General features: G+C 75.7%; 16 protein-coding genes and 1 tRNA gene. 8 read left to right on the forward strand and 9 right to left on the reverse strand.

Annotation, left to right across the window (positions count from 1 at the left end; all coding sequences use genetic code 11):
* Positions 1 to 104 precede the first annotated feature (104 nt).
* Positions 105 to 2,069, forward strand: a complete 1,965-nt coding sequence (gene acs, locus IU369_RS14770; protein ID WP_217921747.1) for an acetate--CoA ligase — start codon at positions 105 to 107, stop codon at positions 2,067 to 2,069.
* A 23-nt stretch (positions 2,070 to 2,092) separates the two neighbouring features.
* On the opposite strand, the gene IU369_RS14775 is transcribed toward acs, so the two are convergent.
* Both IU369_RS14775 and IU369_RS14780 read right to left on the reverse strand, forming a co-directional pair.
* Positions 2,093 to 2,521: a methylglyoxal synthase gene (locus IU369_RS14775; protein ID WP_217921748.1), complete on the reverse strand. Its 429-nt coding sequence runs from the start codon at positions 2,519 to 2,521 to the stop codon at positions 2,093 to 2,095.
* A gap of 96 nt (positions 2,522 to 2,617) precedes the next feature.
* Positions 2,618 to 3,241 (reverse strand): hypothetical protein, encoded by a 624-nt coding sequence (locus IU369_RS14780; protein ID WP_217921749.1) that lies wholly within the window; start codon positions 3,239 to 3,241, stop codon positions 2,618 to 2,620.
* 127 nt (positions 3,242 to 3,368) lie between these two features.
* On the opposite strand from IU369_RS14780, the gene IU369_RS14785 reads away from it, so the two are divergent.
* Positions 3,369 to 4,241 (forward strand): cation diffusion facilitator family transporter, encoded by an 873-nt coding sequence (locus IU369_RS14785; protein ID WP_217921750.1) that lies wholly within the window; start codon positions 3,369 to 3,371, stop codon positions 4,239 to 4,241.
* Between the two features lie 46 nt (positions 4,242 to 4,287).
* The gene (locus tag IU369_RS14790) at positions 4,288 to 4,482 is read left to right on the forward strand and encodes a hypothetical protein (protein WP_217921751.1); all 195 of its coding nucleotides are present in this window, start codon (positions 4,288 to 4,290) and stop codon (positions 4,480 to 4,482) included.
* Positions 4,483 to 4,613: 131 nt separating this feature from the next.
* On the opposite strand, the gene IU369_RS14795 is transcribed toward IU369_RS14790, so the two are convergent.
* Positions 4,614 to 5,825, reverse strand: coding sequence for an aminopeptidase (locus tag IU369_RS14795; protein WP_217921752.1), 1,212 nt, complete (start codon positions 5,823 to 5,825; stop codon positions 4,614 to 4,616).
* Positions 5,826 to 5,890: 65 nt separating this feature from the next.
* Positions 5,891 to 6,289: a hypothetical protein gene (locus IU369_RS14800; protein ID WP_217921753.1), complete on the reverse strand. Its 399-nt coding sequence runs from the start codon at positions 6,287 to 6,289 to the stop codon at positions 5,891 to 5,893.
* A 202-nt stretch (positions 6,290 to 6,491) separates the two neighbouring features.
* On the opposite strand from IU369_RS14800, the gene IU369_RS14805 reads away from it, so the two are divergent.
* The gene (locus IU369_RS14805; protein ID WP_217921754.1) at positions 6,492 to 6,908 is read left to right on the forward strand and encodes a hypothetical protein; all 417 of its coding nucleotides are present in this window, start codon (positions 6,492 to 6,494) and stop codon (positions 6,906 to 6,908) included.
* Between the two features lie 31 nt (positions 6,909 to 6,939).
* Here the strand turns inward: IU369_RS14805 and IU369_RS14810 are convergent, their stop codons facing one another.
* The 5 genes from IU369_RS14810 to IU369_RS14830 all read right to left on the reverse strand — a co-directional run bounded on the left by IU369_RS14810 (position 6,940) and on the right by IU369_RS14830 (position 9,297).
* On the reverse strand, positions 6,940 to 7,617 hold the full coding sequence (locus IU369_RS14810) for a GAP family protein (RefSeq protein WP_217921755.1): 678 nt from the start codon (positions 7,615 to 7,617) through the stop codon (positions 6,940 to 6,942).
* Positions 7,618 to 7,655: 38 nt separating this feature from the next.
* Positions 7,656 to 7,737: transfer RNA gene (locus IU369_RS14815), tRNA-Leu, on the reverse strand.
* Positions 7,738 to 7,780: 43 nt separating this feature from the next.
* The gene (locus IU369_RS14820; protein ID WP_217921756.1) at positions 7,781 to 8,005 is read right to left on the reverse strand and encodes a hypothetical protein; all 225 of its coding nucleotides are present in this window, start codon (positions 8,003 to 8,005) and stop codon (positions 7,781 to 7,783) included.
* Positions 8,006 to 8,029: 24 nt separating this feature from the next.
* Entirely contained in the window at positions 8,030 to 8,968 is a 939-nt protein-coding gene (locus IU369_RS14825; protein WP_217921757.1) for a Ppx/GppA phosphatase family protein, read from the reverse strand.
* Positions 8,965 to 9,297 carry a hypothetical protein gene (locus tag IU369_RS14830; protein ID WP_217921758.1) on the reverse strand — a complete coding sequence of 111 codons (333 nt, stop codon included), beginning with the start codon at positions 9,295 to 9,297 and terminating at the stop codon, positions 8,965 to 8,967. Before IU369_RS14830 ends, IU369_RS14825 begins: the two co-directional genes overlap by 4 nt.
* Before the next feature lie 38 nt (positions 9,298 to 9,335).
* On the opposite strand from IU369_RS14830, the gene IU369_RS14835 reads away from it, so the two are divergent.
* The 4 genes from IU369_RS14835 to IU369_RS14850 are packed head-to-tail and all read left to right on the forward strand — an operon-like array spanning position 9,336 to position 11,674.
* Positions 9,336 to 10,346, forward strand: a complete 1,011-nt coding sequence (locus IU369_RS14835; RefSeq protein ID WP_217921759.1) for a DUF6687 family protein — start codon at positions 9,336 to 9,338, stop codon at positions 10,344 to 10,346.
* Positions 10,343 to 11,221, forward strand: a complete 879-nt coding sequence (locus IU369_RS14840; protein ID WP_217921760.1) for a PhzF family phenazine biosynthesis protein — start codon at positions 10,343 to 10,345, stop codon at positions 11,219 to 11,221. The genes IU369_RS14835 and IU369_RS14840 overlap by 4 nt, the downstream gene beginning before the upstream one ends.
* Before the next feature lie 38 nt (positions 11,222 to 11,259).
* A complete protein-coding gene (locus IU369_RS14845; RefSeq protein WP_217921761.1) occupies positions 11,260 to 11,472 on the forward strand; it encodes a hypothetical protein in 213 nt (70 codons plus the stop codon).
* Positions 11,462 to 11,674: a hypothetical protein gene (locus IU369_RS14850; protein WP_217921762.1), complete on the forward strand. Its 213-nt coding sequence runs from the start codon at positions 11,462 to 11,464 to the stop codon at positions 11,672 to 11,674. The genes IU369_RS14845 and IU369_RS14850 overlap by 11 nt, the downstream gene beginning before the upstream one ends.
* The last annotated feature ends 20 nt before the right edge of the window (positions 11,675 to 11,694 follow it).

Here is an 11,694-nt window from a genome sequence, read left to right on the forward strand (position 1 = left end):
GGGAATCTACCGGCGGTCCCGGTCGGCCGCGCACCGGGGACCGAGAACGTGCCGACGGATACGATGTCCCCGACCCGGCGCACGGTCCTCCAGGAGACGTCCCCATGAGCAGCGACTCGCCCAACATCACCTCCCTCGAGCTCGAGGACCGGCGCTTCCCGCCGCCCGACGACTTCGCGGCGCAGGCGAACGCACGCGAGGAGCTGTACGCCGAGGCGGCGGCCGACCCGGAGGCCTTCTGGACCCGGCAGACCACGGAGCTCCTCACCTGGGAGACGCCGCCCACCCAGGGCGTCGACCGGTCCAACCCGCCGTTCTTCACGTGGTTCGCCGACGGGACCCTGAACGCCAGCGTCAACTGCCTCGACCGGCACCTCGAGACGCGCGGCGACCGCGTCGCGTTCCACTGGGAGGGCGAGCCGGACGAGCGGGTCGACATCACGTACCGCGACCTCCACGAGCGGGTCTGCCGCCTCGCCAACGGCCTCCGCGCCCGCGGCGTCGGTAAGGGCGACCGCGTCGCGATCTACCTCGGGATGGTCCCTGAGATCGTCGTGGCGATGCTGGCCTGCGCCCGCATCGGCGCACCCCACACCGTCATCTTCGGCGGCTTCTCCCCCGACTCCGTGCGCGACCGCGTCGTCGACTGCGGCGTCACCGCCATGATCACCGGCGACGGCGCGTGGCGCGGCGGCAAGCTCGTCGCCCTCAAGGCGAACGTCGACACCGCCCTCGAGGGCGCCCCCGACGTCCACACCTGCATCGTGGTGCGGCGCACGGAGAACGAGGTCGGGTGGGTCGAGGACCGCGACGTCTGGTACCACGACCTCGTCGCCGACCAGCCCGCCGAGTGCGCGCCCGAGATGGTCGGCGCCGAGCACCCGCTCTACATCCTCTACACGTCCGGCTCGACGGGGAAGCCGAAGGGGATCCTCCACACGACCGGCGGCTACCTGACGGGCGTCGCCGCGACGCACCGGTGGGTGTTCGACCTGAAGGACGACGACGTCTACTGGTGCGCCGCCGACGCCGGCTGGGTCACCGGGCACAGCTACATCGTCTACGGGCCGCTCGCGAACGGGGCGACCAGCGTCCTCTACGAGGGGGCGCCCGGCACGCCCGACAAGGACCGCTGGTGGCAGATCGTCGAGCGGTACGCCGTCACGATCCTCTACTGCGCGCCGACCGCGATCCGCACCTTCATGAAGTGGGGGGTGGAGTACCCGAAGCGGCACGACCTGTCGTCGCTCCGGCTGCTCGGCTCGGTCGGCGAGCCGATCAACCCCGAGGCGTGGATCTGGTACCGCGACACCATCGGCGGCGGCACCTGCCCCGTCGTGGACACCTGGTGGCAGACGGAGACCGGCAACATCATGATCTCGCCGCTCCCGGGGGTCAGCACCCTGAAGCCGGGCTCCGCGTCCCGCCCCCTCCCCGGCATCACCGCCGACGTCGTCGACGGCGAGGGCCGCAGCGTGCCCCTCGGCCAGGGCGGCTACCTCGTGCTGACCGAGCCGTGGCCGGCGATGCTGCGCACCCTCTACGGCGACGACGACCGGTTCGTCGAGACCTACTGGAGCCAGTACGAGGGCATGTACCTCGCGGGCGACGGCTGCCGCCGCGACAAGGACGGCGACTACTGGCTGCTCGGGCGCATCGACGACGTCATGAACGTCTCCGGCCACCGGCTCTCGACGATCGAGATCGAGTCGGCCCTCGTCGACCACCCGAAGGTCGCGGAGGCCGCCGTCGTCGGCCGCAGCGACGAGACCACCGGCCAGGCCATCGCCGCGTTCGTCACCCTCAAGGGGGACGTCGTCGGCGACGAGGCCCTCATCGCCGAGCTCCGCCAGCACGTCGCCACCAAGATCGGCGGCATCGCGCGGCCGAAGTCGATCGTGCTGACCGACGACCTCCCGAAGACGCGCTCCGGCAAGATCATGCGCCGCCTGCTGCGCGACATCTCCGAGAACCGCCAGCTCGGCGACGTCACCACCCTCGCCAACGAGGACGTGGTGAGCGACATCGCCGGGCAGGCCGAGAAGGCGAGGTCCGCCGACTCCGGGTGAGCCCGGCGGCGCCCCGCCGCCGGTCAGACGGCGGCGGGGATCCCCGCGTCCGCGACCATGCTGCGGTAGGGCGCGCCCAGCAGCGGCGACGACAGCAGGAAGTCCGCGGTGGCGCGGTTGCACGCGATCGGGCAGTCGTGCACCACGGCGATCCGCAGCAGCGCCTTCACGTCGACGTCGTGCGGCTGGGACATCAGCGGGTCCCAGAAGAAGATGACGATGTCGACCCGGCCCTCCGCGATGCCGGCGCCGATCTGCTGGTCACCGCCGAGCGGTCCGCTCAGGAAGCGGTGGACGGGCACGCCGATCTCGGCCTCCACGAGGGCGCCGGTCGTCCCCGTCCCGAACAGCTCGTGGCGCGCGAGGGTGCCGCGGTTGAAGCGGGCCCAGTCCAGGAGATCGAGCTTGCGGTTGTCGTGGGCGATCAGGGCGATGCGCTTGCGATCGTCCAATGGGTCCTCCTCAGGTGGCGCGTGTGCGTCGAGGTCACGGTAGCGCGGTCCCCGCGCCACGCCGTTGCGATCGCGTGAAGTCGGACCCGGAGGTCGTCAGAGGCCGGGGGGCAGGGTGCGGCCGGCTTCGCGCAGCCGGTCCTCGGCGTGCGCGAGGGCGAAGGCGAGGGCCGCGCGGGGCGGCGCCTGCCGGTCCGACTCCCGGTGCCACGCCATCAGACCCTCGATGCCGAGGGCAAGCGCCAGGCGGTCCTCGTCGGCGTCGGCGGCGAGCGCGATCAGCAGGGCCAGGGAGGCGATCTCGAGTGCCGGGCCGGCCTCGTCGGGACGGTCGACGATGCGGGGGACGAGCCCGGACGACGACGTGACGACCTCCGTCTCGACCCGCAGGCGGCCCTCCCCCTCCCACGGCACCACCTGCAGCAGCCCCGACTGGCCGAGGGCGGTCAGGTCGACGAGGTCGCCCCGCAGCGGTCCGGGCGCGGACCGCGCGACGCGGGCGGCGAGGGTCACGAGCGCGGCGCGGTACGCCTCCCACCGCGGAGGCGGGGCGGCGCGCGACGCGAGCGCCGCGGTCCCGAGGCCGACGGCGAGCCGGTCGGCCCGCTCGGCCCCCGGCCAGCGGCCGTCGGCGGGGTGCAGGAGCACCGCCGCCCTGCGGGGTCCGTGCAGGGCGACCTCGGCGCGCACCAGCGGGACCTTCCGGAACAGTGGCGACACGGCTCTCCTCCCGCGGACACGTCGTTAGCCCCGGCTGGGGCGGCGCACTCGCCGCGACTAGCCGGCGGAGGCGCGCGCCGGGCCCGACTTGACTTAGCAACAGGCTAAATCACTACGGTCCCCCGTCGTGCACGAGAACGCCCGAGCGAACCGCGCCGCCGCGCTCCTGTCGGTGGCGTCCAACACCGTCCTGATGATCGCGAAGCTGATCGTCGGCCTCCTCACGGGCTCCGTCGCCGTGCTCTCCGACGCGGCGAACTCCGGCGGGGACCTCGTCGCGTCGGGGATCGCCTTCGCCGGCGTCCGCGCCGCGGCCCGTCCCGCCGACCACGACCACCCCTACGGCCACGAGAAGACGGAGAACCTCGCGGCGTTGATCGAGGGGGTGCTGGTGCTGCTCGCGGGGGCGGTCGTCGCCGTCGAGGCGGGGCGCCGGCTCGTCGACGGCTCCGCGGGTCTCGTCGGCGTCGACCTCGCCGTCGCGGTGATGGTCTTCTCGGCCGTCGCGAACCTGGCGGTGTCGGCGCGGCTGCGGCGCGTCGCCCGCCGCACGGGGTCCCCCGCCATCGAGGCGGACGCCGCCCACCTCGCCAGCGACGTGTGGACGTCGGGTGGGGCGGCGGTCGGCCTCGTCATCGTCGCCGCGACCGGCTGGACCCGGGTGGACGCGGTCGTCGGCGTCGCCATCTCCCTCTACGTCATCTGGATCGGCGCCCGCCTCGCGTGGCGCGCCGCGCAGGTGCTGCTCGACACGGCCCTCCCGCCGGAGGAGATGCAGGCCATCGAGGTGGTCCTCGCGGGCTTCTCCCGCGACGAGGACATCAGCTTCCACGCCCTCCGCGGCCGCCGCGCCGGCAGCAAGCGGCACGTCGACCTGCACATGGTGGTCCCCCCCGACACCACCGTCCGCAACGGCCACGCCATGAGCGGCCGGGTGAAGACCGCGGTCCGCGACGCGTTGCCGAACACCGAGGTCCTCATCCACCTCGAGGACCACTAGCCGGACGTCGGAAGGAGGGCGGCGGCGCGCGGCGAACACGCCCGCCATGACGACCCAGACGCTCTCCCACGCCTCCGACGACGACACCCTCCAGGTGTCGCGCGCCGACCTCCGGGCCCCGGCCCCGTCCCGCCGCCTGGCCGAGATGGACCTCGACCCGCCGTCGGGCCCCGTGCCAGCCGACGTGCTCGCCTACTTCGAGCGCGCCGTCGCCCGCGAACGAGGCCGCCGGGCCGCCTGAGGTCTTTCTCGGCGGCCGTCCCCGGCGGCAGCCGGTGCCGCCGTCCGCGCCGTCCTCGCGATCAGCGGCGAAGCCGCCGCGAGAGGCGCTTGTCGCGCTTCGCCGGGGACGGCCGCCGGAAGGACCTCTCCCTACATCCAGGCACCGCCGCTCAGCACGGGTGACTCCGTGCCGTCGTGCGCGACGCCGGTGACCGTCACGTCGGGTCCCCCGATCATGAAGTCGATGTGGATCTGGCTGTCGTTGATGCGCCCGGGGTCCTCGCCGGGGGCGCCCTTCGGGTAGCCGGCGCCGAGGGCGATGTGGCTCGCGGCGTTCTCGTCGAGCAGGGTGTCGTAGAACACGGTCCCGAGGGGGCCGATCCGCCCGCTGCCGTCGACCAGCGCGACCTCCCCGAGGCGCGTGCCGCCCTCGTCCACGGCGACGCGCGCGCGGAGCGTCTCGGCGCCCGCGTCGGCGGTGATCTCGACGGCCCGCCCGCCCTCGAAGCGCACCCGGAGGCCCTCGACGACGGTGCCGCCGAGGTCGAGGGGCCGCGTCGACGTGACGACGCCCTCCGTCCGGAGGGGGTCGGGCGTCGTGAAGACCTCCTCCGTCGGGATGTTGGGGAGGTGCTCCAGGCCGTCGCGGCGGTGGTCGATCCCGCCGACCCACGTCGATCCGGGCAGCAGGCCGACGGTGAGGTCGGTGCCGGGGCCGCGGAAGCGGAGGGCGGTGAGGCGCCGCTCGTCGAGCCGCGCCGCGGACGCGGCGAGCTCGTCGCCGCGGGCGCGCCACGCCGCCGCGGGATCGGGTTCGTCGAGGCGGCAGATGTGGGCGATCTGGGTCCACAGCCGCTCCAGCGCCTCGTCGGGCGGGAGGTCGGGGAAGACCACGCCCGCCCACGCCGGGTTGGGGCAGGGGACGACGGTCCAGTTGATCTTCGCCTCCATCAGCACCGCGATGCCCTCGCGCACCGACGGCAGGCGGTCGCGTCCCGCCCGCACCGGGTCGACGTCGTCGAAGAGGCCGGGGGCCGTCGGCCCGGCCAGCGCGATCGTCGCGGCCGCGAGCTCGCCGAGGCCGAGGGCCCGCTGCCCGTACCAGGGGGGCACGTACTCGAGCGTGTCGTCGGCGGCGTGGCGCAGGCGCGCGAGCTTCACGTGGGGGTCGAACCAGGCGAGGTCGACGAAGCGCGCGCCGCGCTCGTAGGCGGCCGACGCGATCGCGCGGGCGAGGTCCTCCTGCCCGGGTCGCGCGCCCACCGAGACCACCTGCCCGGGCTGGACGTTGGCCCCCACCTCGACGGCGAGGCGGGCGAGCTGCTGGATGCGCGGATCCCCCGCGCCGGTGCCGGTCGTCATGCGCCGATGCTAACGGGCGGGGAGGCAGAGCCCTCCCCGGTGCGCCGGGGAGGGGAGGGGGCGGGCTAGCGGATCGTGAAGTACCGAGCTCCAATGCGGCTGAAGGAGCCGTTGGTCCGGTTCGTGACCGCGACGTTCGCCGAGTAGAGCCCGTTGGCGAACGTGTCGGGCACCTTGATGTAGGCGTACCCGCAGTAGTCGTAGATGCGTCCGGACACGCGCCGCTGGAAGACCTTGATCGAGCCTGATCCGTTCTCGTCCCAGATCCGGAAGGTGGACGAGAACGAGTCGGAGAGGTCACCGGTGTAGTCGCAGAAGTTCACCTTGAGCTGGATCTGCCGGCCCTCGTCCTTCACGTAGAACGAGGAGATGCGGGGTCGGGCGTCGGCGTGCCCGGGGGCGGACAGCGCGATTCCTCCGAGGACCAGGGCGCTGATGACGGCGGCGCAGGCGGGGCGGAGCACGGGGGCCTCCACGGAGAGTGGTCGATAGTGGGATCCCGATGGTGCGCGTGTCCACCGGATCGCAGACCGTCCCGCGGGGGGGTCTGGCCACTCGACGGACGGATGGTCGCGTCGCCGGCGCGTGCCGGACCGCCACCCGGTGGCGCCCCCCGCCCGGGTGTGGTGTGCTCGGAGCCCGGAACGTCGGCAGCGGGAGGCGGACATGAGCGATCACCCCGACGGGCTCCACGACCTCGTCACCCGGGCGCACATCGCCCGGCGCCTGCACCTCACGCGCGGCGCCCTCGGGCGCGCCACCGCGGCACCGGGCTTCCCCACCCCCCTCGGGCGGCTCGGCGCCTCCGAGGTGTGGCGCTGGAGCGACGTCCGCGCATGGGCGGAGGGCGCCGCGGGCTCCCCGCACGGCCCGAGCCCCGAGGGCCTGCGCCTCGCGGGCATCCGCGACCGGTTCCGGGGCGCCGGGTTCCGGCTGAAGCTCGCGCCCGACGCCGGCGGGGACGGCTGGACGGCGACGCGCGTCGCGCCGGGGCGGCCGTCGAGCTCCGGCGAGGCGTTCCACGGCCGCGACGCGACCGAGGCGGCCGAACGCGCGCTGGAGTGGCTCGAGACGCACCACTGACGACGGGCGGGCGGCGGGGAGCCGCCCGCGGTCAGGCCGAGAACCCGGAGATCGCGTCCCCGATCAACGTCGCGCCGATCACCAGCGCGAGCACCGCGAGGATCACGTCGTTGTGGCGGACCATCCCGTCCTTCACGGCGGCGAGGACCCGGTCTCCGCGGTGGCCGAGCACGACCGACATGGCGAGCGGCGCCGTCACCCCGAGGGTCGCGACCACGACGAAGAGGGCGAGGGCGACGGCGGCGGACCCCGCGGGCAGCTCGGCCTGGGCGATCGCCGCGGAACCCGCGACGGCGAGGGCGAGGTTCTTCGGGTTGAGGGCCGACAGCAGCAGGCCCATCCCGGCGGCGCCCCCGGGGCGGAGGCCGTCGATGCGGCCCATCCAGCCCGGCAGCGCGGGTGTGTCACCGGGCGCCGGCCGGCCCCGCCACTTCGACGCCGCGAGGGCCACGAGCCCGAGGCCGATGGCGAGCCGCAGCACGCTCACCCACGTGGCGGGCCGACCGGACCCGGTCGCCGCCTCGTCGCCCGCGAGCAGGAGAACCACGACGCCCACCGCGGCGACGCCGACGACCGAGGCGAGGGCGAAGACCGCCCCCGTCGCCCGCCCGCCCGGGGCGCCGAGGATGAGGACCATCGCGACCAGGGGGAAGGGGCTGAGGGCGAGGCCGACCGCGAACGGCAGGCTCTGCCCGATCGCGACGCCCATCAGGCGCCCCCGCCCGTGGGCCGGCGGTGCCGTGCCGATGCCGGAGCCGGGGGTCGAACCCGGACGCCCGAGGGCAGGGGAGTTTAAGTCCCCCGCGTCTACCGATTCCGCCACTCCGGCCGGTGATCAGGCTACCCCAGGCCGCGGGCCGGGGCGCGCGCGGTCAGCGGCCGAAGCTCGCGGCGCCGGGCGTGCGGTCCACGGCGGCGAGCCGGGTGCTCTCGACCGCGGCGGCCCAGCCCTCCGGGATGAGCGGCCAGCGCGCGAGGATCTCGGCGTGGCGCACGTGGCGCATGTTCGCGCCCGACGCGTGGATCGTGCGACGACCACCCATCACGTCGCCCGCGGCCGTGGCCGGTGACGCCGCCTCAGTCCGTGCGATTGCCATCGCCGGGATCCTAGGAGAACCTCGTCACGATCGGAACAACCCGGATGAGGGGTTCACCGCCGCGAGGGCCAGTCCGTCGAGGATGTCCCGCTCGCTGACGGTCATCCGGTCGAGCCCCGCCACCTCCAGGACCGTCGCCGCGATGAGCGCCCCCGCGGGGATCACCTCGGCGCGCGCCGGCTCGAGGCCGGGCAGCTCCCGGCGCGCCGCGACCGTCATGCCGCAGAGCCGGCCGGTGATCCGCTCCACGGAGTCGCGGTCGAGGACGTGGCCGTGGACGGCCACCGGGTCGTACCCGCCGAGCTCGATGGCGGCGAGGGTGGTGATGGTGCCGGCCACCCCGACGACGGGGGCCGGCCCCCCGATCCGCTCGAGCGCGGCGGCGACGAGCAGGCGGGCCTCGTCGCGGAGCGCGTCGATGCCGTCCTCCCCGGGCGGGTCGCCGCGCAGGTGCAGCTCCGACTGCCGGACGGCGCCGAGCTGCAGGCTGACCCCGGCGCGGGGGCCGTCGCCGGCGCCGCGGACGAGCTCGGTGCTGGCGCCCCCGATGTCCACGACCATGATCTCCTCGTCGCCGGGGGCCCCGAGCCGCGCACCCGCGAAGGAGCACCGCGCCTCCTGGTCGCCGTCGATCACCGCGAGGACGGCGCCGGTGCGGCGCGCCACGACCTCCGCGACCTCCGCCCGGTTGGGCGCGTCGCGGACGGCGCTGGTGCCCGCCGCCACCACCCGGGCGGGCGCGAACGCCGCGATGCGCTCCCCGTAGCCGGCGAGGCAGTCGTCGAGGCGCGCGAGGGCCTCGGCCGCGACGGAGCCGTCGGCGCCGGCGCCCCGGCGCAGGGCCGTCACGGTGCTGATGCGCTCACCCTCCGGCCCGGCCGGGCCGATCCGCTCGCAGAGCAGGAGCCGGACCGAGTTCGACCCGACGTCCACGACCGCGATGCGGTCGGGAGCGGGTGTCACCGCCCGATGTAGCGGAGCGGCGCCCGCAGCACCTCGGCCGCCTGGCCGGCGCTGGTGGCCAGCACCCCGAGCGCGGCGGCCCGGCGCTGGAGCGACGCGACGGCCGCGCCCATCTCGGCCTGGCGGTCCGGCAGCGCCGCGAGCGAGGCCTGCAGGCGGTCGGCCTCGGCGGTCAGCGCCGCGCCCGCCTCCGTCACGCGGGTCTGCGCGCGGCGCACGACGCGCCACAGCCGGAACCCGGCGATGCCGAGCACCGCCAGACCGGCGACGACGAGCAGGCCGAGCAGGATGGCGGACAGTCCCACCGCGTTGTCCCAGACGACGTCCACGGGGTGCAGTATCGCACCCGGGTATGGTCCGTCCCGCCATGACGGTCGCCGCGCGTCCCGACCCGCGCACACTCCCCCGCGTCGCCGACGACGCGGAGTTCGTCCCGCCCGAGGCGCTCGCGGGGCGCCCCCACGCACAGGTGGACGGCGCCCGGCTCGACGGCACGGTGCTCTCGTTGTCGCACTGGCCGGGCAGCGGCACCCCCGACGCCCTGCGGGCCGACACCAGCGCCCTGATCGTCGAGCGCTACCTCGACGCGGGCGCCGCCGGGCCCGAGGTGCGGCTCGTCAGCACGAACCACTACGACGAGGACGGGCTGCTCGCGATCTGGCTGCTGCGCGAGCGCCCGCCCGCCGGGGCGCCCGCCCGCCGCCTGGCCGTCGCCGCCGCGGAGGCCGGCGACTTCGGCACCTGGACCGACCCCGCCGCGCCGCGGGTGGCGATCGCCGCGATGGCGATGGCCGAGCGCCGCACGACGCCGTTCCCCGATGTCGGCCGCATCCTCGCCCGCGCGGGCGGGAGCGACCCGGCGGGCCTCCTGCACCAGGCGATCCTGCCGCGGGTCGCGGGCCTGCTCGCCGACCCCGACCGCTACCGGATGCTCTGGCGGCCGCGGTGGGACCGCATCGCCGCCGACGTGGCGCTGCTCGACGCCGGGGACGCCGTGATCGACGAGGTCCCCGACGCGGACCTCGCGATCCTCCGCACCCCCCGCCCCCTCGATCCGATGGCGGTGCACCCCCGCACCCGGCGCATGCGGGTGCTGACCGCGACGCCCGACGGCGTCCTCTCCCTCGCCCACCGCTACGAGACCTGGGTCGACTACGTCAGCCGGCCGCTCGCCCCGCGGGTCGACCTGACCCCGCTCGCCGCGCGGCTGCAACGCGACGAGGCGCGCCCCGTCCGGTGGCTGTTCGAGGGGGTCGGGGCGATCACCCCGCGCCTCCTGCCCGCGGGGCCGGACGGGCGGCCCGCGCCGACGTCGTGGGGCGCCGACGCCCTCGCCGACGCGCTCGTGCGCTTCCTCGGGTCGGCGGTGGCGGCGTGAGCGCCCTGGCGTGGGTCGACGTCTTCGCGGCGGGGCCGCTGAGCGGCAACCCCCTGGCGGTGGTCCTCGACGCCGACGACTGGACCGCGGCGCGGATGCAGGCCCTCGCCGCCGAGCTCGGCATCTCCGAGACGGCCTTCGTGATCGCCGCCGGGCCGGGCGCCGACCACCGCGTCCGCATCTTCACCCCCGTCCGCGAGCTGCCGATGGCCGGACACCCCGTCGTGGGGACGGCGTGGGTGCTCCACGCCGGGGGACGCACCGGCGAGCGCGCCCGCCTCGAGACCGGGGTGGGCGTCATGGCCACCCACGTGCGGGGCGGCGTCGCGACCGTCGCCCTCGGTCCCGTCGCGCCGGGCGCGGAGGTCGACCCGTACGAGGCGGCCCGGGCCGTGGGCCTGCCGTCCGCGGCGCGCGCCCGCATCTGGAGCGCCGGCGTGCCGCAGCTGATGCTGGAGGCCCCCGACGCGACCGCCGTGCGCGACGCGCGGCCCGACCACGACGCCCTCCGCCGGCTCGGCGAGCGCGACGGATGGGTCGGCGTCAGCCTCTACGCCCTCGACGGGTCCGGGGGTCGGCTCCGCGCCGACGTGCGCCACTTCGCCCCCCTGGTCGGCGTGCCGGAGGACCCCGTCACGGGGTCCGCGGCGGGGGCCCTCGGCGGGTGCATCGCCGCGGCCCGTGCCCCCGGCGGGGGGGAGCTCGAGATGGTCGTCCGCCAGACCACGGCGGCGGGTCGCGGTGGCGAGGTCGCCGTGCGCGTCGAGATGACCGGGGACGGCTCCGGACGGGTACGGATCGGCGGGCGGGTCGTCCCCCTCTTCGAGGGACGGTTCGTCGACGAGGACGCGGCGCGGGGGGCCTCCGGGAGGTAAGCTCCCGCGTCCCGGCGATCGGTGCGAGGAGCCGTTCGATGAGCGAGCAGGACGAGGCACGGAAGCGGATCCACCAGCTCCTGCTCTCGGGTGACAACACCCTGAAGAACCGGGACGACGACGGGCGCCGGGACCGTGCGCGCACGCGCTTCGAGGAGGCGCGCGCCGTGGCCGAGGGCGCCGGGCTGGACGACGCCCTGACGATCATCGACCGTCGCCTCGCGCTGCTGGGGACGCCGGATGAGGCGTAGGGCCTCCGAAGGCCCCGGGGACTGCGCCGTCTGCGGCCGCGTCGTGCTGCCCGGCGAGCCCGTGCACCACTTCGTGGAGCCGTCGCGGGGGAGCCGCCAGCGGGTCGTCTGCCCGCTCTGCCACCGCCGCGCCGCCGCGCAGGGGTGGGTGCGCACCGGCGGCTCGCGCGACCATCTCGACCGGAGCGCGCCTGCCGCCTGAGGCGCGCACGGGGGACGCTC

This window comes from Miltoncostaea oceani (assembly GCF_018141545.1).
GTDB classification, from domain to species: domain Bacteria; phylum Actinomycetota; class Thermoleophilia; order Miltoncostaeales; family Miltoncostaeaceae; genus Miltoncostaea; species Miltoncostaea oceani.